This window comes from Janthinobacterium sp. GW822-FHT07A03 (assembly GCF_058798815.1).
Window position 1 is genome coordinate 304,937 of the sequence record NZ_JBXAKW010000007.1, and the last position, 21,836, is coordinate 326,772.

Genomic DNA, 21,836 nt, shown 5'->3' on the forward strand with positions numbered 1-21,836 from the left:
CACATCGCCGGCATGCCCGTTCAGTGATTAAAGCACCTCCAATCTGTTAAAATAGTTGAAAATTTTAATGATCCGTGAATAACCTGTATTTTTCAGACACAAGGAATGTGTTTAGCAAATGAAAGCCATTATATTCTGCACCAGCTTTATAAAAGATGCACCATCATGGGAAAGCCGGTATCAACGATGGCTCGATTACTACGAAAACATTCCAATTAATGCAGTAAAGAAGATAATGATTGACGATGGATCGCCATTTCTTCCGCCTGCCGACATTATCAAGACTGTTTCCCATAGCGCTGCGCTGGCTGAAAATGGCGATAAAAACCTCATCATTCGCTTCGACAACAATCTGGGACGACAAAGCGGGGCTGACTACCCGGGCTGGTGGCGCAGTTTTCTGCACTCGGTTAATGTGGCCAATGAATTAGGCGTGGATAAAATCATCCATATCGAATCGGACGCCTATATCATGACGCCGCGCCTGGTTAATTTCATAAATGAAATCGAATCAGGCTGGAACGTCCTGTGGTCCCCGCGCTATCGCATGCCAGAAACGGCCATTCAAGTTATCTGCAGAGATCAATTTGCGATTTTTGAGAAATTCAAGGACAACCACCCAGATTATTCTTTCCCGGATATTGCGGAAAAGTTGCTTCCTTTTACAACTGTACATAAACAGTTCAAGGGCGACCGTTACAGCGATTTCACGAAAAACAGATGGATATTTCGTTCGAAAAAATTCAACAAAATCCCCATTTTTAAACATGTTTTTTTCTGGGAAACAATCCCGCCCGATGCGGACTTCGTCACGCAAGGCATCAGCCGTCAACAATTCGTGTTCAGGCGCGATGAAGCGGCTTGATCTTGTGATGGCGGAGGATATCAAACAGACTTGGCAAGGGGTGTAAATATGCAGCTACCGTTACGATGGAATCAACGCGGGTGCGCCGCCCTTGCCGGCTCTCTTTTTCTAGTCGCTGGTATCGCCTCGGCAATCGCTGCCACGCTTGACGAGGATAGAACCCGCGGTGACATACATGGCTTGTTTGAGATCAGGGAGGCCGCAGTCAAGTTCATGGCAGCAGAAAATGCCAAAAACGGCACACGGTGGCAGGTATTGGAGCCGAACCGGAAGATTCTGGTGGCGAAATGCGCGCTACCTTTGCATGTGACATGGGTGCCGAAGAGCCATGGCCTGTCTGGACCGAATGTTGCTGTGAGTTGCGCCAGGACTGTAAAGCCGACGATACAACATAAATGGGAAGTGTTTGTGCCGGTCGACAAGAGGCCACAACGCGCCGCAACTATTCCGGCAAACTCCTGAGAGTCGCAAAAAGACTGCATTGTAGTAAGGTCCCAGGCAGCGCAGACTTTAGGCGAGCCTGGGCAGACGCGTCAGAAGTTCGATGCGGCCGATACGCTGATGACGCGGACTGATGGCGACTTCCACCCCATGCCGCTCAGTCCCCCTCTTCCGAAACGCGCAAGAGTCAAGCCCCCTACCCGAGTCAAGCTCCGCCATGGACGAGACTCAAGTACATTGGCGGCGGCACTACTCTGCCGTAGTCGGGTCAATGACCGAGATGACTTCCGACACGCGGTTTGCAGGGAAGCCACCTTGCTGGGCATGTTCGCGAACTTGCGCTTCATTTGCAGCGATGTAAACACAATAGATTTTATCGCCAGTAACATAGCTTTGCAGCCACTGAATTTGTGGCCCCATCTTGTTTAAGACACCGCAGGACTTCTGCGAAATGGCTTGAAGTTCTTGCTCAGACAACTTCCCAGCCCCGGGAATATCACGCTCAATAACGTACTTTGGCATAGCCGTCTCCTTATGAAGTTTCCGGGCGAGCACGACACTCGCCGGTTCCGTGCGTCACACATGCCGTGACATGTATTCGTTATATACCATGCAGGTGGGTTGGTGTTATTGGAATTGCCATGAAATGTACCGGAGTCTGGTCTGCTATTCAGACACGGGCTGATGTGTGGTGTGCTGTGAGAGCTGGTTCGGCGAAAAGCTGAAAAGTCTTTATATACCTACACCAATGCGATTTGGCCATGAAAATCAAATGTAGGCTGAAATGGCGCGCAGCCGCATACTCTCGCGCACGCTAGCCGCATGGCCACGCGCATGGCATCATGCGCGCAGAACATTAACTATGGTGACACATGGAGCAATTTCATTTCCTGGTGGGTGAATTCAAAAAGAATAGCCCATTTATTCCTGCCGCCGCCAGCGCGCAACTGTTTGCTTGGTTTGAGCAGGTGGGCGAGCGCGTCGATCGCTACGGCAGCAAGACCGGCAAGGTCGTCAAGTTTTCGCAGAAAAACTACGAGAAAACCCTGTTCGCACCTGATGCCGACAGCATCAGCCTGTATTCGCCTCGGGTCGTACCACCCGACGATATAGACGAGTGGGCGAACTGCGACGTTCTCGCCCTGTATTCAAATAGCTCTTCGCTGATGCTGGCTATCAACGCCAGCAAACTGTCGCTGGTACAGCTGTTTCAATGCGCAGAGGGCATATCTGGCTTGCTCGATCATTGCGATTATGTGTACGGCTACAGCGAAACGCTGGGCTATGGTACGGGTTACGCAGGCGGCTATCGGATAATCGATGAAGCCCATCCGTATGTACCAGCCAGTTCCGATCCTGGCAATAACTGGGGCGCCATCAAGCGCAACGGGCTGCAGTATGAGCATATACGTGACGTGTATCCCATCAATATTTTCAGCCAGTCCAGACTCGACGCGCTACCGCCGGAGCGTCAACAGGCATTGCGCAAGGCGATGCAGGCATATGGCAGCAGTAATACGCAAGGCGGCAGGACGCACTGGATTTTAAGCGGCGAGGAAGAGACGGCGGCCCGGAGCGACCTGCAAGCGCACGCCATGCTGGGTTCCTTGATCGACCGTTAACCCCATGAGCACGCATCCACTATCACGACCAAGTTCCAACAGCGTAACGCCGACGCATACGACTTTGCCGCCCATGCGGACCCAGGCACCACACACAAGCACTATGATCGCAGGAAAATAAAGAAGGCTGGCGCTACCGAGTAACCTTGCCGCTCAGGCAGCCCCGAATCTAGGCCCGATGGGCCGGCCTGGCCCCATCGTGGGTAGAAATACGCGCAATTCTTGATCCAGCAGACAATGTGGAGTAGATTAACATATCGCAATTACTTAACACAAATATATGTCAAAAAAACTACAGGTATTCATCTCAAGCACTTTCACTGATCTCATAGAGGAACGGCAAGCGGCCGTGGCTGCCGTACTTAAAGCTGGGCATATCCCGGCAGGGATGGAACTATTCAGCGCTGGTGACCGATCACAATTGCTGACTATTAGGAGCTGGATTGAGCAATCCGATGCATACATGTTAATCCTAGGTGGGCGGTATGGGTCCATCGAATCCGAATCTGGACGTTCATATACGGAACTTGAATACGATTACGCCCTGGAACTGGGGAAGCCGCTGTTTGCCGTTGTTATCACCGAAGATGGCCTGAATAAAAAATTGAAAGATAAGGGCGCTGAGGTGATGGAACGAGACCACGGAATTCTCCTGCGTGAATTTAGAAAAAAAGTATTGTCAAACATTTCATCGTTCTTTGATGAACCAAAAGATATCCGTTTGGCGGTTTTTGAAAGCCTGCCTGACCTCTCAAACAACAAGGACCTCATTGGTTGGGTTCGAGGAGATCAAATTGTAAATACTCAACCATTAGTAGACGAAGTAAAAAAACTTTCAAACGAGAACACTACGCTTCGGGCAAAAGTAACACAGTTGGAAAAACAGGTTGAAAAGAAAAGCGGGGTGCAAAGCGACTTTGATGACAGTCTGCTGATACTGGAAGCAGAAAAACTCACTGTTACTATTACTGTCGACGGGGAAGACAAGGATGTAGAAACCACTGCTCTCGACATGTTCAACGTTTACCGAAACAGTTTTGTGACTGGGATTACAAACGCATCGGGGATGACTAGAATGAACAAGGTCCTCTACTTTTCCGTAGGCCCTCTACTCGCCACCTTAAACTTAGTTGACTACCAAAAAGTCGCTGGAGTGGTTTACCAACGCTGCTCTGTTACGGCCAAAGGCAAGCTGTTCCTAGCCCGACTGAGCTTGTCAGAACTAGAGAAGCCGCTAGATCTGGAACCAAAAACAGAGTCACAACTTACGGAGGTCAGCCCAACGCCTCAGGCCTCAGCATCCGAACATTCAGCCAAAGTACCTGTTGCTAAAGTGCCGATGCCGAGCAGAACTCTTAGAAAAAAGAACGTATAAGAGAGCGGAGCGAGATAGCCTCTCTTCTGCCTAAAAATTAAAAAATTTTCCAACTGCAAGTCTGCAGGCCACATAGGCTGGTGAGATAAATTAATTCATCGTTGGAAGATAAAATTATCAAGTCTTTAATTTTAAATTATAAATTATTGCTCAACGCTAGGGTTGTGATTCCTGTTGTCGTGGGTTCGCCCCATCAGTCACCCCACAGAATAAGTAGGTATATGAAATGGTTATAGGTTTCGGCTTGTAGCCAATTTTCGTATTTTCCAACTGTTTTTGGATGGCCTTTTTTTCGCCTTGCCAACTCTCAGAAAAATTAAATGTGCCACTCCGTCTTTTATTGACTAACTTGGCTTATTCTATGGTGGCTACCGCTCTACAGGTAATATGAACATCAATTTAAATTTCACTATATGGGACAGCTATGGCAGACCTTAAAGTTGGCAGAAGTCTTTCGGATGATGACGTACTTTGGCGATACGTCCCTCTGGAGGGGTTGATCAACACACTTGACTCCCAGTCGCTTCATTTCTCTCCCCTTGAGACTTATAAAGACACTGACCCCTTTGAAGGTTACCTACCTAAGATTGCAATGAATGCTATAGCTGGCTTGTCCTCAAATTACCAGCGGCAACACTTGATGGCCATAGATGATTTGGAAAAACGCATCGGTCCGAATACAGCACCAGATCAGATTTCGCACCTTCGGGCGAATGGTGGCCAGATTCAAAGGGACATTGGTGATGCGTTTAAGAAGATTGCCAAGTGCCTTATGGTTAACTGCTGGCACCGAAACCAACACGAGTCCGAGGCCATGTGGCGACTTTACTCACATAGCGGGGTTGCAATACGTACTACTGTTAGCTCTATAAGAACAGCACTTCAAATGAACAAACAATCTCACGTAGTACATATGGGTGCCATTAAATATCTAGACTTTTCAAATGACAAGCTAAAGCCTTCTGATTGCGTTTCTGAAGATGGCATGCTGATCGGGATGAATAAACGGATTGCGTACTCACATGAAAATGAGGTACGCCTATTCATAACAGGTAACTTTGATCCTAAAAACCCAACCGCCGCGTCCCCAATGTCTGTTTCACTTGACATTGATGCGATGAAACTTATAGACAGTTTGGTTATCTCGCCCTTTGCGTCCATATCAATGCGAAAAAGCATCCATGCAATTGCAAAAAAATATGGCGTATCCCCCAGCAAAGTGATCGAGTCACCTCTGCTTGAAAACTGTGAATATCTGTTTGACTCCTACAACACTTAACTGGCCCGGTTATTTAACTATTTCGGCATTGCTTACAAAGTGGCATTGTCAGAGCGTGACAAGGCTCCCTTGAAATGACTCGATTCACGCCCTGACATTAGGCGGCAGGTTCCCCTCTGCATACTACCCTGAGCAACGGTGGTGGGAGAGTGATTCGGGGCACGAGGGTCAGGTCCGCTATTCGGACACGGACTTATGCGTTGGGTGCTATGAAAGCTGGCTCAGTCGAAAAGCTGATTAGAACCACGAACGCGCGCCCTCGGCGCGCGGGGCTGCCGCGCAGCGGCAGCGGTTGGAGGATTCGGGGCGGGCTGGGCCGGTAGGCCCAGCCCTTCGAATCTCACACGCAGGGCGCGAAGGCGCCCTGCTCGCTTCCGCCAGGCAATAAAAAACCGCCCGAAGGCGGTTTCTTTATTTCCTGGCGGAAGCGGTGAGATTCGAACTCACGAACAGTTTAACCCGTCGCTAGTTTTCAAGACTAGTGCCTTCAACCACTCGGCCACGCTTCCAGATGGCAGCATTATACATAAAGGTCACTGGCTTACCAATGGCTAGTACTGCCGTGGCCTTACTCCCCCAACGGCAAGGGCTGGGGCAGATGCGCTACAGGCCCCAGTTTTGCCGCAGCGCCGTCTCGAACTCCACCGCCGGCAAGGGGCGCGAGAACAGGTAGCCTTGTACTTCGTCGCAGCCGGAACTCTTCAGGAAGGCCAGCTGCTCGGCCGTTTCCACGCCTTCCGCGATCACTTTATGGTGCAACTGCTGGGCGATGCTGATGATGGTGCTGGCGATGGCGCAGTCGCTGGCGTCGGTGGGGATGCCGGTGGTGAAGGACCTGTCGATTTTCAGGGTGTCGATGGGGAAGCGCTTGAGGTAGGACAAGCTGGAGTAGCCGGTGCCGAAGTCGTCCAGCGACAGGGCCACGCCCAGCGCCGTGATGCGGTCCATGATGCCGATCACCCTCTCGATGTTGTGCATCAGGGTGCTTTCCGTGATTTCCAGTTCCAGCCAGGCCGCTTCCAGGCCGTAGCGCGCCAGGGTCGCCGCCACCCTGGCGGGCAAGGCTGCCGTGAATTCGCGCGCGGAAACGTTGACGGCCAGGCGGATGGGCGGCAGGCCCGCCAGTTTCCACGCCTGTGCCTGGGCGCAGGCCGCTTCCAAGACCCATTCGCCCACTTGCACCACCAGGCCCGTCGATTCGGCCAGGGGGATGAATTCGGCGGGCGGGATCATGCCGTGCTGCGGGTGGTGCCAGCGCACCAGCGCTTCGGCGCCGATGATGCGGCCGCTGCCCAGCGCGTATTTTGGCTGGTAGTGCAGCAATAGTTGCTGTTCAGACAATGCCTGGCGCAAGCCCGTTTCCAGGCGCATGCGTGCCTGCATGCCCAGGTTCATGTCCTGGCTGTAGAAGGCCACGCTTTCCGCTTCGCCGCCGCTGTCCTGCTTGGCGCGGTACATGGCGATGTCGGCCAGGCGCAGCAGGGTTTCCGCATCCTGCCCGTCCTGCGGATACACGCTGATGCCGATGCTGGCGCCCACGCGCAGGTCGTGGCCTTCGATCAGGAACGGTTCCACCAGCGAGGCCAGCAGCTTTTGCGACACCATGCTGGCCTCGAAATGCTGGCCGATGTCGAACAGGCCGACGGCGAACTCGTCGCCGCCCAGGCGCGCCACCAGGTCCTGGTCGCGCAATGCCTGGCGGAAACGCAAGGACACTTGCCGCAGCAGTTCGTCGCCGATGCGCCGGCCCAGGGTGTCGTTGATCAGCTTAAAGCGGTTCAGGTCGATGAACAGCACGCAGCCGAGCATCTTGCTGCGCTGCGCCACGCTGAGGGCCTGGTCGACCAGCTTGGCCAGCAGGGTGCGGTTGGGCAGGCTGGTCAGCGGATCGTAATACGCCAGGTGGTGCAGCCGCTCCTCGGCCAGCTTGCGCTCCGTGATGTCCGTCAGGTAGGCGATGAGTCCGATAGGCTTGCCATCCAGGTCTTGCAGCGGCGACAAGGACAGGCTGGCCCAGAAGATCTCGCCCGACTTCTTTCGGCGGCGCACCTCCATCAGGCGCCCGCCCTGCTCCAGGAAGGCGTCGTGGAAACCCGTGTCTTCGTCGTCGTACAGGAACAGGATGTTGCGCCCCACGGCTTCCACCGAGGTGTAGCCGAACAGGCGTTCGGCGCCCTTGTTCCAGCTGGTGATGTAGCCCGTCAAGTCCATCGTCAGCACGGATTCGTGCAGCTGGTCGAGGATTTGCGTCTGTTGCGCCAGCAAGGCTTCCACTTGCGCGTAGGCATGGGTCGACCGTTGCGCCAGCGAATGCACCTGCAGCACGCCAGCCGTCAGCGAAGCCAGGCTGGCCAGGTGGCGGCGGTCGGCATCGTTATACACAGGGCGGCCGGCCACGCTGTAATGGCCGAAACAATGGCCATCAAAACTGATTTCCTGCAGCAAAGCGGGCGTATCGCGGGGAAACGGCGCGGACGGCGCAGCTGACGTGGCGGCCGCGGCGCTGGCCGCGGGCAGGAACTGGCCATGCGGGCTGGCCATCACGGCGCTGGCGATACGGCCCAGCTCGGCCACCAGCGCGGAGCCGCGCAAACGCACGACGGCGTCGCACAGGGCGGCGCTGTCACCGAGGTAATCCGACAACGGCAGCAGGGTCATGCTAGAGGTTCCGGCTGACCTGGATGGCCCACTGGTAAGCCTGCAGCAGGCTGCGCCAATAGGTTTCTCCATCGATGCCGGCACGGCGCAAGCCTTCGGGCGGCGGCGTGGCGCTTTCGACCAGCGCCAGCAAGGTGCCCAGCTCGCCATTGCGTTCAAGCAAGGCGGCGCTCACTTCGGGCGCCAGGTTCAGGGTCGCGATGATCTCCTCCATCGGCATGCCCAGCAAGACGTCGAGCAGGGAAAACACGCCCGTCATGAAGGCCAGATCCTGCGCATCGCGGTCGCCGCCGCGCAGCTGGCACAGCGCTTCCATCTGCGCCGCGCGCACGGCCGCCAGCGGCAGCAGCGCGTGGATCTTGCCGTCATCTTGCTGGCGCGCATACAGCAACAGTTGCAGCCAGCGCTGCAGCTGGCGCCGGCCCAGCAGGGTGATGGCCTGGCTGAAGCTGGCAATCGGCGCCGTGAAACCGAAGGCGGCGGAATTGACCAGTTTTAATAGATGATAGCTGAGCGATGGATCTTGCTTGAGCGGCACTTCCAGCTCGTGCGCGTCGGCATCGCGGGCCAGCAAGCCCAGCAGCGCCAGCACGCGCCGGCGCGACGTGGCGTCTTCCGGCTCGCTTTGCTGGCGCGCATGATGCAGGGCGTAATCGCCGGCAAACCAGCTCACGCCGAGTTCTTGCAATTGGGCAATATGTCCCGCGTCGGCGATGTTGTAGGCCAGGTGCGGCCCCGGCAAGGGCAGCAGTTGATGCAGGGCCGGGCGGGCGCCGGCTGCGTCAAAGCTCAGCGCGCGCGCGTCGACCTGCGCCGCCGTCACGGGACCGGCCCCGGCGCCATCGAGCAGGATGCGGTAGCCGGCGTCGCGCCATTGCCGGCATTTTTTCTGCAGCCCTTTGTCGCCGGCAAGATGGGCCGGCAAACGGAAGATGGTGCGTTGCGGCGCCAGTTGCGCCAGCACGGTCTCGTCCACGCCATGCGGGTCGGCCAGGGGAATGATGCAGTCGAGCGGCGCCAGGAAGGCATACGCATCGGCGGCGGCCAGCGCCGCCAGCAGCGGTGCCGTCGAGGCTTGCGGTACATGCAGGGTGACAGCGACCCACTCGTTATGAGCATTGGCCACTGCTTGTAATCCCACCAACGGAAACAGGTTTGATTCAGACGCTGACATCGGTATCTCAGTGTGGGTAGGGCGCCATAGTAAATAAACTGACCAGCATTGGCAACCCTGGCCCGACAGGGATGCCATTTCGACAGCGAGAATCATTCTATCCGAATCTCACCCACGAAACAGTTTAATTTTGGCAATAAATGTTCAAAAAGAACATTCCCCCGCGAGACCCGCCTGTCATGCGGGTTTAATAAAAGCGCGGCGCCGCGCGCGCCTTCTCAGGCGCCGCCGCCATGCGCGTGCTCGACCGCGTATTTGATCAGTTCGGCCTGCCCTTCGATGCCGAGCTTGCGCTTGATGTTCAGCCGGTGCGTCTCCACCGTGCGCACGCTCAGGTCCAGCGCGCGGGCGATCTGCTTGTTCGCCTGGCCCGCCGCGATGTGCTGCAGCACCTGCTGTTCGCGCGTGGTGAGGAAGGAATCGTGGACTTGCGGCCGCGACAGTTGCCGCGCCAGCGCCGCGCTGTAATAAATGCCGCCGGACATCACCGTCTCGATGGCAAACACAATATCTTTCCCTGGAGCATCTTTGAGCACATAGCCGCGCGCGCCGGCGGCGATGGCTTGCGACACATACTCGAGCTTGTCGTGCATGGACAGGATCAGCACGGCAATCTGCGGAAACGCCTGCTTGAACAGCGCCGTCGCTTCGATGCCATTCGTGCCGCGCATATTGATATCCATCAACACGAGGTCCACCTGGTGCGAGCGCGCCTGATTCAACGCTTCGTCGGCGCCGCCCGCCTCGGCCACCACGTCGAAATGCGCGACCGCTTCCAGGCGCGCGCGCAAGCCGTCGCGCACGAGGGGGTGGTCGTCCACCAGCAGGATGTTGATCTTCTCGGTCATGGTTGCGTATCTATAAGTGTGTGGATGGAAGGGCGAGCCGCGCCAGCACCACGGTGCCGGCCGGCGAGGACGTGATGTGCAGGCTGCCGCCGATGGCTTCCATGCGTTCCGTCATGTTGCGCAGGCCGATGCCGCGCTGCGGGTGCAGGGCGATGCCGTCGAAGTCGAAGCCGCCGCCATTGTCGCCGATGCGCAATTCCACCGCCTTGCCCGTCTCGCGCAGGCTCACTTCCACGCCGCGGGCATGGGCATGGCGCTCGCAATTGGTCAGCGCTTCCTGGGCGATGCGGAACAGCACGGTATTCACCATGTCGGGCAAGCCCTCGCCCGCCGCGGCCGGGCTGGCCGTGAAACTGGCTTGCGCGCTGCTGCTGTCATTGAATTCATGCACCAGGTGGTCGAGCGCGGCGGCCAGGCCCAGGTCGTCGAGGATGGCCGGGCGCAGATTGTGCGAGATGCGCCGTACCTCGCCCAGCACCTTGTTCAGCTGCTCGGCGGCCCGCTCGAACGTGGCCGGCGCCTTGTCTTTCTGTTCGGCGTTGCCGGCCAGGCGCGCGATGCCCGCCTCGATCTGCAGCTTGATCGACACCAGCCACTGGCTGATGCCGTCATGCAAGTCGCGCGACAGCCGCGCCCGCTCTTCCTCCTGCGATTCGACCACGCGCTGCGCCAGCACTTTCAGCTTGGCATCGGCCACGCGCAATTCGCGCAAGTTCAGCACCAGCCCGCAGGCGGCCACCAGCAGGGAGCCGAGGATGGCGATGGCGGCGATCAGTTCCATGGTCGAGCGGATATTGCGCGACTGCTGGGCGTCGACCTTGGCCAGCGCCTGGTCCACGTCGTCCATGTAGATGCCGGTCCCCATCATCCAGCCCCATTCCGGCATCAGGATCACATAGCCGAGCTTGGGCGCGGACTTGTTGGTCGACGGCTTGATCCAGTTGTAGCGTTCGAAACCGCCGCCACTCTTCGCCCGCTGCATCAGGCGCTGGATGGTCAGGTTGCCCTCGGCGTCGCGCAACTCCCACAGATTCTGCCCCACCAGCTCGGGCTGGCGCGGATGCATCAGCGACTTGCCCTGCAAATCGTAGATAAAGAAATAGCCATCGTCGCCATAGCTGAGGGCGGACAGGATGCGCTTGGCCTCCTCTTGCGTAGCGGCATCCTTGCGCCCCGAGCCATATAAGGAAGCGATGGAATGGCTGGCCAGGGTCACGTAATGCTTGAGCTCGGCTTCCTTGCTGGCCAGATACGCTTGCTGGATGGTGGCGCGCTGCTGCTCGGCCAGGGTAATCGCCTGGTGCCGCACGGCAAATGCGATGGCGCACAGGGCGAGGATGAGCGGCGTGATGGCCAGGAAGATGACTTTCTGTCTGAGTTTCATGGCCTGGCGCTCCGGCGGCGTCCGTGCTGGTGGGAAGGCGTGATTTTACGTCGCGGCGCGGCGATCGGTCTGCGTAGTATTACTGAGCGTTACTGCGTAGTGCTGCGCTTGCGGCAATTATACGATTCCTGAATACTCGCCATAAGCTGCAGATACACCAAAAGTAACATCCAAACTGGCGACGACCAGGCTCGGCAGCACACATCATCGCACGGCACAGCGCCCGTCACATCTCTGGAGGAAGCATGAACCGCATTTTCAAACAGCTCGGCTGGGCAGCGCTTGCGCTGGCAGGCGCCGGGTCCCTGGGCGTTGTCGCCCTGCAACGTGGCGAACCGATCAGCGCGATCTGGATCGTCATCGCCGCCGTCTGCGTCTACCTGATCGCCTACCGTTTCTACAGCCTGTTCATCGCCGACAAGGTGCTGGGCCTGGACGCCCGCCGCATGACGCCCGCCTTCAAGCACAACGATGGCCTGGACCACGTGCCGACCAACAAATATGTGCTGTTCGGCCACCATTTCGCGGCGATTGCCGGCGCCGGCCCCCTAGTCGGCCCCGTGCTGGCTGCACAGATGGGCTATTTGCCCGGCATGCTGTGGATTCTGGCGGGCGTGGTGTTCGCGGGCGCCGTGCAGGATTTCATCGTGCTGTTCATTTCCATGCGCCGCGACGGCCGCTCGCTGGGCGACCTGATCAAGGCTGAACTGGGCGAAATTCCCGGCATGATCGCCTTGCTCGGCTGCTTCATGATCATGGTCATCATTTTGGCCGTGCTGGCATTGATCGTCGTCAAGGCGCTGACGGGTTCCCCATGGGGCAGCTTCACCGTGATGGCAACGATTCCCATCGCCCTGTTCATGGGCGTGTACTCGCGCTTCATCCGCGTGGGCCGCATCGGCGAAATCTCCATCATCGGCTTTGTGCTGCTGATGCTGGCCATCATCGGCGGCCAGTACGTGCAGGAACATGCCGTTCTCGGCCCGATGTTCACGTTCACGGGCACGGAATTGACGTGGATGCTGATCGGCTACGGCTTCATCGCTTCCGTCCTGCCCGTGTGGCTGCTGCTGGCGCCGCGCGACTACCTGTCGACTTTCCTGAAGATCGGCACGATCCTGGGCCTGGCCATCGGCATCATCGTCGTCGCGCCCTACCTGAAAATGCCGGCCATGACCAAGTTCATCGACGGCTCCGGCCCCGTCTGGTCGGGCAATCTGTTCCCCTTCCTGTTCATCACGATCGCCTGCGGCGCCGTTTCCGGCTTCCACGCGCTGATTTCCTCGGGCACCACGCCGAAGATGATTGAAAACGAAAGCCACGCCCGCTTCATCGGCTACGGCGCCATGCTGATGGAATCGTTCGTTGCCATCATGGCCCTGGTGGCCGCCTCGACCATCGAGCCGGGCATCTATTTCGCCATGAACAGCCCGGCCGCCCTGATCGGCACCACGGCGGAATCGGCCGCACAGGCGATCTCGCAGTGGGGCTTCTATGTGACGCCGGAGATGCTGACGCAGACGGCCAAGGACGTTGGCGAACACAGCATCATCTCGCGCGCGGGCGGCGCGCCGACCCTGGCCGTCGGCATGGCGCAGATCCTGTCCGGCGCCATCGGCGGCAAGGCCATGATGGCCTTCTGGTACCACTTCGCCATCCTGTTCGAGGCGCTGTTCATCCTGACGGCCGTCGATGCGGGCACGCGTGCGGGCCGCTTCATGCTGCAGGATTTGCTGGGCAGCTTCGTGCCAGCGCTGAAACAGACGGAAAACGTCATCGCCAACCTGCTGGCCACGGGCCTGTGCGTGGCGGCCTGGGGCTACTTCCTGTACCAGGGCGTGGTCGATCCATTGGGCGGCATCAACACTCTGTGGCCGCTGTTCGGCATCGCCAACCAGATGCTGGCGGCCATCGCGCTGATCCTCGGCACCTGCGTGCTGTTCAAGATGAAACGTGGCCAGTACGCATGGGTCACCATCACGCCGACCATCTGGCTGCTGCTGTGCACCCTGACGGCGGGCTGGCAAAAGATTTTCGACGCCAATCCGCGCGTGGGTTTCCTCGCGCACGCCAAGAAATACTCGGCGGCCCTCGATGAAGGCACCCTGCTGGCGCCGGCCAAGTCGGTGGCGCAGATGCAACAGATCATCTTCAACGATTACCTGGACGCCGGCCTGGCCGCCTTCTTCGTCATCGTCGTGATCAGCGTGCTGTTCTTCGGCATCCGCACCATCATGAAGGCGCGCGCCGACAGCCGTCCGAGCACCAAGGAAACGCCGTTCCAGGCCATGCCCACGGTGCAATGATGATCGACGAAATCATCAAGGCTGGACGGTATCTGGGGCAAAGCATGCGGCTCATGTGCGGCTTGCCCGAGTACGACACCTACGTGGCGCACCGGGAAGTGACCCATCCCGGCGAGCCGATGATGACGTATGAAGAGTTTTTCCGCGAACGGCAGGAAGCCCGCTACGGCGGCGCGGGAAAACGTGGAGGTTGTTGTTAGTGTAAGTGCTGGGGTCAGTCCCTGCGGGATCGACATGTGCCCTATTGGGGCACATGTCCCCGCCGGGTCTGACCCCATTATTGCGTTCAGTAAGTTCCCCTCCCCTCTCCTCCCTTAGACCCACATCAACATCAAGATGTGTCTTCGCGTCTATATTTTTCCAATAGGAATTAAAAAACAGTCAACAGGCCGACCGGGGAAGCGCCGCCACCATGTTCAATTTCCAACGCTCCAGCATCAGCCAGAAGCTGACCATGATTTCGGTGCTGTCGTCGGGCTGCGCGCTGCTGCTGGTGTTCGTGGCGTTTGCGCTGACGTCCGTGCTCAACCACAAGAACGACGAAGGACGGCAATTGCTGTCGCTGGCGGGCGTGATCGGCGCGGCCAGCGCGGTGCCCATGCTGGCGGGCAAGCCGGCGCAGGCGGATCAGGTGCTGGCGGCGCTGTCCGCGCGCGACGAGGTGGCCCAGGCGGCCCTGTTCGACCGGGGCGGCCGGCTGTTCGCCCTGTACCGCGCGCCGCAGCATGCGGACGGCCTGGCGGCGCCGGAAGACATGGACCCGGCCCTGCTGGCCGACATGGCCGTGCAGCCCGTCACGCAAGGCTCGGGCACGACCCTGGCGCCCGCCATGCGTTTGTACCGGCCCGTCTACCGGCCAGGCGAGCCGCAACAGCTGATCGGCGCCGTGCTGATCGAGGCGGACCTGAACCACATGTGGCGCGACATCGGCCGCCACGTGGGCGCCATCGGCGGCGCCACCGTGCTGTCCTTCCTGATCGCCGTCTTCCTGGCGCGACGCTTCAAGAGCGTGATCGCCGAACCGATCACCAAGCTCATTGATACAGCGCAAAAAGTGTCGAGCAGCCAGACCTACAGCCACCGCATCGCGCACCAGCGCAGCGACGAGCTGGGCGTGCTGATCGACAGTTTCAACGATATGCTGGCGCAGATCGACAGCCGCGACAGCACCCTGGCCAATTACCGCGACCAGCTCGAGCGTCAGGTGGGCGTGCGCACGGCGCAGCTGGAAAAGGCCAAGGATGCGGCCGAGGCGGCCAGCCAGGCGAAGAGCGCGTTTCTCGCCACCATGAGCCATGAAATCCGCACGCCCATGAATGGCGTGCTGGGCATGACGGAACTGCTGCTGGCCAGCCCGTTGAGCCCGCAGCAGCGCCACTACACGAGCATGGTGCAGCGCTCGGGGCAGAACTTGCTGGTGATCATCAACGACATCCTCGATTTTTCCAAGATCGAGGCGGGCAAGCTGAGCGTGGAATACATCCGCTTCAATTTCCGCGAATTGCTCGACGACATAGAACACGTGTTCGCGCCGCAGGCGGAAGCGAAGAACATCAGCCTGGAATTCGATATCGCCTACGACATTCCCATCGCCATCTGCGGCGACCCGAACCGTTTGCGCCAGATCATCGTGAATCTGCTGGGCAATGCCATCAAGTTCACGGAAACGGGCAAGGTCACCGTGAAAGTGGCCGTATGCAGCGAAGACGCACCCAGCGTGGGCTTGCGCTTCGAAGTGCACGACACGGGCATCGGCGTATCAAGCGAGGCGCAGACGCGCATCTTCGAATCGTTCTCGCAGGCGGACGGCTCGACCACGCGCAAGCACGGCGGCACGGGCCTGGGATTGACGATCTCGAAACAGCTGGTGGAGCTGATGGGCGGCACTATCGGCGTTAATAATGCTTTAACGCAAGGATCGATCTTCTGGTTCGAAGTAAATTTCGATAAGCGGCGCGTCGACAGCGACGACCCGTCCTTCAACCTGAAAACCACGCGAGGGTTACGCGCCTTGATCGTCGACCACACACCCGCCACGCGCGCCGTGCTGGAACGGCAATTGGCCAGCTGGCACATCGTCAGCGACAGCGCCGGCACGGCCAGCGACTGCCTGGCCAAGCTGCGCGCGGCCGCGCAGGCGGGCACGCCGTATGGCGTGGCCCTGCTCGACATGGAATTGCCGCGCACCAGCGGCCTGGCCCTGGCCGCCACCATCAAGAGCGACCCGCTGCTGGCCGACCTCAAACTATTGCTGCTGAGCACGGAACAGGCGGCGGCCGACCCCGTGCAGCGGCGCGAGGCGGGCGTGGCCTTCCAGCTGATCAAGCCGGCCCGCGAATGCGATCTGTTCGACTGCATCGTCACGCCGCCGCGCGCAAGCGAGGGCATGCGCATCCATCCGCCGCATGCGGCGCGGCAGGTGGGCCGGCGCCAGCGCCGCCGCGTGCTGCTGGCCGAGGACAATCCCGTCAACGTGGAAGTGGCGCTGGCCATGCTCGACAGCCTGGGCCTGGACGTGGTCTGCGCGCGCAACGGCGAACAGGCCCTGCAGGCGGCGCAAGCCGAGGACTTCGATCTGATCCTGATGGATTGCCAGATGCCCGTGATGGACGGCTTTGCCGCCACGGCGGAAATCCGCCGCCACGAACAGCAGTGCGGCCACGCGCGCGTGCTGCCCATCGTCGCCATCACGGCCAATGCGCTGCAGGGCGACCGCGAAGCATGCCTGGCAGCCGGCATGGACGATTACCTGAGCAAACCGTTCACGCAGCTGGACCTGGGCCACACGATCGCGCGCTGGATCACCCTGCCGCGCGCGGCCACCGTGCACCACAGCGAAGCGCAGGAGCCGCCGCAAGAAGCGCCGCAGGAAGCGCCACCCGAGCCGCCGCCCGAGGCACCGCCGCCATCCGCCGCCACGCCGGCGGCCCAGCCGCTGAACCGGCAGGCGCTGGAAAACATCCGCGCCCTGTCCCAGACCGATGGCGATGCGCTGCTGGAACGGGTCATCCTCGCTTTTACGGGCGAGACGCCGCGCCAGTTGAGCGCCATGCGCGACGCGATCGCCGGAGCGGATGCGGAAGCGCTGCGCAAGGTGGCGCACAGCCTCAAGTCGGGCAGCGCCAACGTGGGCGCCGATGGCCTGGCGCAGCTGTGCAAGGAGATGGAAAAACTGGGCCGCGCCGGCAGCACCGAGGGCGCGGCTGCCCTGCTGCAGCAGATGCAGCAAGCCTTCCTGGCCGTACGCGAATCGCTGAACGCCATCCTCGTGAAGGAACACTGACATGACAGCGCCCCTCTCCCCTCCCTGCGGCCTGGTGCTGGTGGCCGACGACGATCCCGTGATGCGCTTGCTGATGCGGCAGATGCTCACGCAGGTGGGCCTGGACGTGATCGAGGCCGAAGATGGCGTGCAGGCGCTGGCCAGCTACAAGCACAGCGGGCCGGACCTGGTCATGCTCGACGTCGACATGCCGGCCATGGACGGCTTTGCCGTGTGCCGCGAAATCCGCCACCAGGAAGTGGGCGGCACGGTGCCCATCATCATGGTCACGGGCGGCGACGAACTGGAAGCCGTCACGCGCGCCTACGAGGTGGGCGCCACCGACTTCATTTCCAAGCCCATCAACTGGCCCATCCTCGGGCACCGCGTGCTGTACGTGCTGCGCGCCAGCGACGCCATCGCCCGCCTGCGCATCGCCGACGCGCACAACCGCGCCGTGCTGGCCGCCATCCCCGACACCTTCTTCCGCCTGAACCGCGAAGGCTTTTATCTCGACTACGAACAGGGTCACGACGCCAGCGCGGGCTTTTCCATCAGCGACTGCGTGGGCAGCCATATCCGCGACGTGCTGCCGCCCGAAATCGCCGCGCGCCTGCTCGACAAGGCGCACGCCGTGCTGGCCACGCAGCATATCGGCTCGGTCGACTACACGCTCACGCACGAGGACAGCACGCGCCACTTCGAGGCGCGCCTGGTGGCGACGGGCGCCGATGAAGTGCTGGGCCTGGTGCGCGACATCAGCGAGCGCAAACGCACGGAAGAGCAGATCCGCCGCCTCGCCTATTGCGACAGCCTGACGGGCATCCCCAACCGCCAGGCCTTCCTGGAAACCCTGGAACGGGAACTGGCGCGCTCGAAGGAGCACGACAAGAAATTCGCCGTGCTGTTCATGGACCTCGACGCCTTCAAGCGCATCAACGACACCCTGGGCCACGACGTGGGCGACCATCTGCTCAAGGTGGTGTCCGAGCGCCTGCGCGAAACCATCCGCCCCAGCGACCTGGTGCTGCGCGCCGAACACGAGTTCGAGGCGTCGTCCGGCGGCAGCAATCTGGCGCGCCTGGGCGGCGACGAATTCACGATCCTGATCCCCGACCTGGAGCGGGTGGAAGACGCGCTGAACGTGGCGCACCGGGTCAAGGAAGCCATGCGCCGGCCGTTCATGATCGAGGGGCACGAGATTTTCGTCACGGCCAGCATCGGCATCTCGCTGTATCCGGAAGATGGCGAGGACTGCAACTCGCTGCTCAAATACGCGGACACGGCCATGTATCACGCGAAGAACTGCGGCAAGAATAACGCCAAGCTGTACAGTTCATCGCTGACGATGGAAATCATGAGCCACGTCAAGATGGAAGTGGGCTTGAGGAAAGCGTTGCAGAACAATGAGCTGTATCTGCTGTACCAGCCGCAGATCGACGTGCCCAGCACTCAGATCGTCGGCGTGGAAGCGCTGGTCCGGTGGCGCCATCCCGAGCGGGGCATCATTTCGCCCACGGAATTCATCCCGCTGGCCGAAGAGACGGGGTTGATCGTGCCCATCGGCGAATGGGTGCTGCGCACCGCGTGCAACCAGGCCAAGGCGTGGCAAAGCGATGGCGGACGGGCCATCCGCATGGCCGTCAACCTGTCGGCCAAGCAATTCAAGGATGAAAATCTGATGCAGATCGTGCTCTCGGCCCTGGCCGACACGGGCCTGGACGCGCGCCTGCTGGAATTGGAATTGACGGAAGGCACCCTGATGGACGACGCGCGCGCCACCATGGTGACCCTGGAGCAATTGCGCGGCATCGGCGTCTACCTGTCGATCGACGACTTCGGCACAGGATACTCGTCGATGAATTATCTGAAACGCTTCGACGTGCGGGCTTTGAAAATCGACAAGAGTTTTATCGCCGGCTTGCCGCAGGACACGGAAAACGCAGCCATCACGCGCGCCATCATCGCCATGGCGCACGGTTTGAAAATGGTGGTGGTGGCCGAGGGCGTGGAAACAGACGAGCAGCTGCTGATGCTGGAAGAATACGGCTGCGACATGGCCCAGGGATACTTTTTAGGCCACCCGTCGCCGCACGACACGATCACGGCCATGCTGGCCAGGCAGGCGGGCCAGCTGGCCAGCCTGGAAACTAGAGCACTTCGAAGGCAAGGATTTGCGTGACTTGCTGCGGATTGAAATTATCGTCGGAAATCATCACCAGGCTGCGGCGGCCGTTTTCCAGGCGCGGGCCCCAGCTGATGCCTTCGATATTGTCGACGCGGGGCAGGCCGATCTTTTCCAGGTCCAGCAGCAGGCGCTTGCGCGCCGGCACATAAGTCGCGCCCGCCAGGGCCGGGATGGCCTGGATATCGGTGGCGCCATCCGTCTCCATTTCATAGATGCGCACGTGATTCGTGTAAAGGCCGTCCGCGTTGGACACGCCGGCACGCTCCACCACCAGCACCTGATGGTCGTTCACGGCGAGGATTTCCGACACGCCATTGTCCGCCTCGCGTCCCGGCGCAGGCCGCGACGCCACCGGTTCGATCGGATACGCATACTGGCCCAGCACCTTGCCGGCACGGTCCAGGCGCGTGATGCGCACCACGGAACCGCGATCTGGCGTGGCCAGCGGGCCATCCTGGTACAGGGCCGCTTCCATGCCCAGCCACAGGCTCTTGCCGTCCGAGGAGAACGACAGTGCCTCGAAGCTCATGTTGTTGCGCGAGCCGATTTCTTCCTTCGAGACATTGAACATGGCAGGCGTGGGCAAGGTAGCCAGATAACGCCCATCGCGGTCCGCGTGGCGCACGAACGGGTGCAAGCCCACCTTGCGGTTGCCTTCGCTGCCGTACCACAGGCTGCCGTCCTGCGGATCGACGCGGATGGTTTCGATGTCGGGCACCTGGTCGCCCCGCTCCAGCTTTGCATGGGCCAGGTTCGGATAGCGGCTGCCGTCCGGCTGCGTGAAGAAATGCACGCTGCTCAAAGTCACGCTAGAGAACGCCTTGCTGTCGTAACTCAAGGCAGCACGGTAAAAGCGGGCCGGGTTGATTTCCGAGCGGTCATCGCTTTCCATCACCCAGGTATTGCTCGCCGCATCGAAGTCGATGCCGGACAAGCCGCCCACCGTGGTGCCCTCGAACGCATACTTGAGCGCGATGCGCTGCTCGCCGATCAGGCGCAGGCCGCCCACGCCAGGCGCATCGGCGTAATGCGAGGCGGGCGGAATGTTGCAGGCGGAGACAAGGATGGCGGCGGACGCCAGGGCAAGCGCGGTACGCGCGCGGCGGAACAATGGAGGCATGTTGATTCCGAAATGGTTCAAATAACCCCAGCCAAAACTGAGATCGAAATTCAGGGGTCAGACCCCAGCTTTAATTCTGTCGGCTAAGAATGAATCACACCACCCCATCGGCCTTCAGTTGCGCGATGGCGGCCGCATCATAGCCGAGCGACGCCAGCACCTCGTCGTTATGCTGGCCCAGGGTCGGCCCCAGCCACTGCGTCTTGCCCGGCGTGGCGGACAGTTTCGGGCTGATAGCGGGCAGTTTCACAGGGGTACCGTCGGCGAAATGGTGTTGTTCGAACATGTCGCGGGCGAGAAATTGCGGATCGCTCATCATGTCGCGCACCGAGTAAATCTTCCCGGCAGGTACGTCGGCGGCCTTCAGCACGGCCAGCGCGCTGTCGATGGTGTGCGTGGCGCACCAGGCGCCGATGGCGTCGTCGATTTCCTGCGTGCGCGCCACCCGGCCGTCGTTGCGCGCCAGCTGCGGGTCGCCCGCCATGTCGATGCGGCCCATGGCCAGCATCAAGCGCTTGAAGATGGCATCGCCATTGCCCGCGATGACGATGTTTTCGCCGTCGCCCGTCGTGTAAGTATTCGAGGGGACGATGCCGGGCAGCGAGCCGCCCGTGCGCTCACGCACCACGCCCGCCTGGTCGTATTCGGGCACCAGGGACTCCATCAGGTTGAACACGGATTCGTACAGGGCCACGTCGACCATCTGCCCTTCCCCGCCGTCCCGCCCGCCCGTCACGTCGCGGTGGCGCAGGGCCATCATGGCGCCGATCACGCCGTGCAGGGCCGCCACCGAGTCGCCGATCGACACGCCGACCCGCACGGGCGGACGGTCGGCAAAGCCGGACACATAGCGCAAGCCGCCCATCGACTCGCCGATGGCGCCGAAACCGGGCAAATCCTTCATCGGGCCCGTCTGGCCAAAGCCGGACAGGCGCACCATGATGAGCGACGGTTTTTCCTTTTTCAGCTGCTCGTAGCCGAGGTCCCACTTTTCCAGCACGCCGGGACGGTAGTTCTCGATGATGATGTCCGCTTCCAGGGCCAGCTGACGGGCAATCGCCTGGCCCTCGGGCGTCTTCAGGTTCAAGGTCAGACTTTTCTTGTTGCGCGCCTGCACCGACCACCACAGCGAGGTGCCGTCCTTCAGCACGCGCCAGGTACGGATGGGGTCGCCGCCATCGGGCGACTCGATCTTGATCACGTCGGCGCCGAATTCGGCCAGCATGCGGGCGCAGAACGGCCCCGCGATCAGGGTGCCCAGTTCCAGCACTTTGATGCCCGTCAATGGACCAGCCGACGTTTTTTCTTGCATGA

The 21,836-nt window shown here is 60.1% G+C and carries 15 protein-coding genes and 1 tRNA gene; 8 read left to right on the forward strand and 8 right to left on the reverse strand.

Annotated elements, in window-relative coordinates:
• Nucleotides 1-118: 118 nt before the first annotated feature.
• A complete protein-coding gene (locus AC1RJW_RS21180) occupies nucleotides 119-865 on the forward strand; it encodes a hypothetical protein (protein ID WP_493046715.1) in 747 nt (248 codons plus the stop codon).
• Nucleotides 866-1,555: 690 nt separating this feature from the next.
• On the opposite strand, the gene AC1RJW_RS21185 is transcribed toward AC1RJW_RS21180, so the two are convergent.
• Nucleotides 1,556-1,828 (reverse strand): DUF4242 domain-containing protein, encoded by a 273-nt coding sequence (locus AC1RJW_RS21185; RefSeq protein ID WP_493046716.1) that lies wholly within the window; start codon nucleotides 1,826-1,828, stop codon nucleotides 1,556-1,558.
• Between the two features lie 350 nt (nucleotides 1,829-2,178).
• On the opposite strand from AC1RJW_RS21185, the gene AC1RJW_RS21190 reads away from it, so the two are divergent.
• The 3 genes from AC1RJW_RS21190 (at nucleotide 2,179) to AC1RJW_RS21200 (ending at nucleotide 5,582) form a co-directional block, all read left to right on the forward strand.
• Nucleotides 2,179-2,928: a hypothetical protein gene (locus AC1RJW_RS21190; protein ID WP_493046717.1), complete on the forward strand. Its 750-nt coding sequence runs from the start codon at nucleotides 2,179-2,181 to the stop codon at nucleotides 2,926-2,928.
• Between the two features lie 280 nt (nucleotides 2,929-3,208).
• The gene (locus tag AC1RJW_RS21195; RefSeq protein WP_493046718.1) at nucleotides 3,209-4,303 is read left to right on the forward strand and encodes a DUF4062 domain-containing protein; all 1,095 of its coding nucleotides are present in this window, start codon (nucleotides 3,209-3,211) and stop codon (nucleotides 4,301-4,303) included.
• Nucleotides 4,304-4,727: 424 nt separating this feature from the next.
• Complete coding sequence (locus AC1RJW_RS21200) at nucleotides 4,728-5,582, forward strand: DUF2971 domain-containing protein (RefSeq protein WP_493046719.1); 855 nt, start codon at nucleotides 4,728-4,730, stop codon at nucleotides 5,580-5,582.
• 419 nt (nucleotides 5,583-6,001) lie between these two features.
• Here AC1RJW_RS21200 and AC1RJW_RS21205 read toward each other — a convergent pair.
• The 5 genes from AC1RJW_RS21205 to AC1RJW_RS21225 all read right to left on the reverse strand — a co-directional run bounded on the left by AC1RJW_RS21205 (nucleotide 6,002) and on the right by AC1RJW_RS21225 (nucleotide 11,646).
• Nucleotides 6,002-6,091, reverse strand: a tRNA-Ser gene (locus AC1RJW_RS21205).
• A 94-nt stretch (nucleotides 6,092-6,185) separates the two neighbouring features.
• The gene (locus AC1RJW_RS21210; RefSeq protein ID WP_493046720.1) at nucleotides 6,186-8,240 is read right to left on the reverse strand and encodes a putative bifunctional diguanylate cyclase/phosphodiesterase; all 2,055 of its coding nucleotides are present in this window, start codon (nucleotides 8,238-8,240) and stop codon (nucleotides 6,186-6,188) included.
• A 1-nt stretch (nucleotide 8,241) separates the two neighbouring features.
• The gene (locus AC1RJW_RS21215; RefSeq protein WP_493046721.1) at nucleotides 8,242-9,366 is read right to left on the reverse strand and encodes an EAL and HDOD domain-containing protein; all 1,125 of its coding nucleotides are present in this window, start codon (nucleotides 9,364-9,366) and stop codon (nucleotides 8,242-8,244) included.
• 266 nt (nucleotides 9,367-9,632) lie between these two features.
• On the reverse strand, nucleotides 9,633-10,262 hold the full coding sequence (locus AC1RJW_RS21220; protein ID WP_493046722.1) for a response regulator transcription factor: 630 nt from the start codon (nucleotides 10,260-10,262) through the stop codon (nucleotides 9,633-9,635).
• A 10-nt stretch (nucleotides 10,263-10,272) separates the two neighbouring features.
• Nucleotides 10,273-11,646 (reverse strand): cache domain-containing protein, encoded by a 1,374-nt coding sequence (locus AC1RJW_RS21225; RefSeq protein WP_493046723.1) that lies wholly within the window; start codon nucleotides 11,644-11,646, stop codon nucleotides 10,273-10,275.
• 245 nt (nucleotides 11,647-11,891) lie between these two features.
• Here AC1RJW_RS21225 and AC1RJW_RS21230 point away from each other — a divergent pair, with 245 nt between their 5' ends.
• The 4 genes from AC1RJW_RS21230 to AC1RJW_RS21245 all read left to right on the forward strand — a co-directional run bounded on the left by AC1RJW_RS21230 (nucleotide 11,892) and on the right by AC1RJW_RS21245 (nucleotide 19,396).
• Nucleotides 11,892-13,952, forward strand: a complete 2,061-nt coding sequence (locus tag AC1RJW_RS21230; RefSeq protein WP_493046724.1) for a carbon starvation CstA family protein — start codon at nucleotides 11,892-11,894, stop codon at nucleotides 13,950-13,952.
• Nucleotides 13,952-14,152 (forward strand): YbdD/YjiX family protein, encoded by a 201-nt coding sequence (locus AC1RJW_RS21235; RefSeq protein WP_010396213.1) that lies wholly within the window; start codon nucleotides 13,952-13,954, stop codon nucleotides 14,150-14,152. Before AC1RJW_RS21230 ends, AC1RJW_RS21235 begins: the two co-directional genes overlap by 1 nt.
• A gap of 212 nt (nucleotides 14,153-14,364) precedes the next feature.
• Complete coding sequence (locus AC1RJW_RS21240; RefSeq protein ID WP_493046725.1) at nucleotides 14,365-17,235, forward strand: hybrid sensor histidine kinase/response regulator; 2,871 nt, start codon at nucleotides 14,365-14,367, stop codon at nucleotides 17,233-17,235.
• A 1-nt stretch (nucleotide 17,236) separates the two neighbouring features.
• The gene (locus tag AC1RJW_RS21245; RefSeq protein WP_493046726.1) at nucleotides 17,237-19,396 is read left to right on the forward strand and encodes a putative bifunctional diguanylate cyclase/phosphodiesterase; all 2,160 of its coding nucleotides are present in this window, start codon (nucleotides 17,237-17,239) and stop codon (nucleotides 19,394-19,396) included.
• Here the strand turns inward: AC1RJW_RS21245 and AC1RJW_RS21250 are convergent.
• Nucleotides 19,365-20,522: an esterase-like activity of phytase family protein gene (locus AC1RJW_RS21250; RefSeq protein ID WP_493046727.1), complete on the reverse strand. Its 1,158-nt coding sequence runs from the start codon at nucleotides 20,520-20,522 to the stop codon at nucleotides 19,365-19,367. The two genes, AC1RJW_RS21245 and AC1RJW_RS21250, sit on opposite strands and share 32 nt — an antisense overlap.
• Before the next feature lie 94 nt (nucleotides 20,523-20,616).
• Nucleotides 20,617-21,834, reverse strand: coding sequence for a CaiB/BaiF CoA transferase family protein (locus AC1RJW_RS21255; RefSeq protein WP_493046728.1), 1,218 nt, complete (start codon nucleotides 21,832-21,834; stop codon nucleotides 20,617-20,619).
• Between the last annotated feature and the right edge of the window lie 2 nt (nucleotides 21,835-21,836).

What these genes read in the sequence shown, in the direction of transcription:
- AC1RJW_RS21180 (WP_493046715.1), top strand. Translation starts at nt 119, where the DNA reads ATGAAAGCCATTATATTCTGCACCAGCTTTATAAAAGATGCACCATCA.
- AC1RJW_RS21185 (WP_493046716.1), bottom strand. Translation starts at nt 1,828, where the DNA reads ATGCCAAAGTACGTTATTGAGCGTGATATTCCCGGGGCTGGGAAGTTG.
- AC1RJW_RS21190 (WP_493046717.1), top strand. Translation starts at nt 2,179, where the DNA reads ATGGAGCAATTTCATTTCCTGGTGGGTGAATTCAAAAAGAATAGCCCA.
- AC1RJW_RS21195 (WP_493046718.1), top strand. Translation starts at nt 3,209, where the DNA reads ATGTCAAAAAAACTACAGGTATTCATCTCAAGCACTTTCACTGATCTC.
- AC1RJW_RS21200 (WP_493046719.1), top strand. Translation starts at nt 4,728, where the DNA reads ATGGCAGACCTTAAAGTTGGCAGAAGTCTTTCGGATGATGACGTACTT.
- AC1RJW_RS21210 (WP_493046720.1), bottom strand. Translation starts at nt 8,240, where the DNA reads ATGACCCTGCTGCCGTTGTCGGATTACCTCGGTGACAGCGCCGCCCTG.
- AC1RJW_RS21220 (WP_493046722.1), bottom strand. Translation starts at nt 10,262, where the DNA reads ATGACCGAGAAGATCAACATCCTGCTGGTGGACGACCACCCCCTCGTG.
- AC1RJW_RS21225 (WP_493046723.1), bottom strand. Translation starts at nt 11,646, where the DNA reads ATGAAACTCAGACAGAAAGTCATCTTCCTGGCCATCACGCCGCTCATC.
- AC1RJW_RS21230 (WP_493046724.1), top strand. Translation starts at nt 11,892, where the DNA reads ATGAACCGCATTTTCAAACAGCTCGGCTGGGCAGCGCTTGCGCTGGCA.
- AC1RJW_RS21235 (WP_010396213.1), top strand. Translation starts at nt 13,952, where the DNA reads ATGATCGACGAAATCATCAAGGCTGGACGGTATCTGGGGCAAAGCATG.
- AC1RJW_RS21240 (WP_493046725.1), top strand. Translation starts at nt 14,365, where the DNA reads ATGTTCAATTTCCAACGCTCCAGCATCAGCCAGAAGCTGACCATGATT.
- AC1RJW_RS21245 (WP_493046726.1), top strand. Translation starts at nt 17,237, where the DNA reads ATGACAGCGCCCCTCTCCCCTCCCTGCGGCCTGGTGCTGGTGGCCGAC.
- AC1RJW_RS21250 (WP_493046727.1), bottom strand. Translation starts at nt 20,522, where the DNA reads ATGCCTCCATTGTTCCGCCGCGCGCGTACCGCGCTTGCCCTGGCGTCC.
- AC1RJW_RS21255 (WP_493046728.1), bottom strand. Translation starts at nt 21,834, where the DNA reads ATGCAAGAAAAAACGTCGGCTGGTCCATTGACGGGCATCAAAGTGCTG.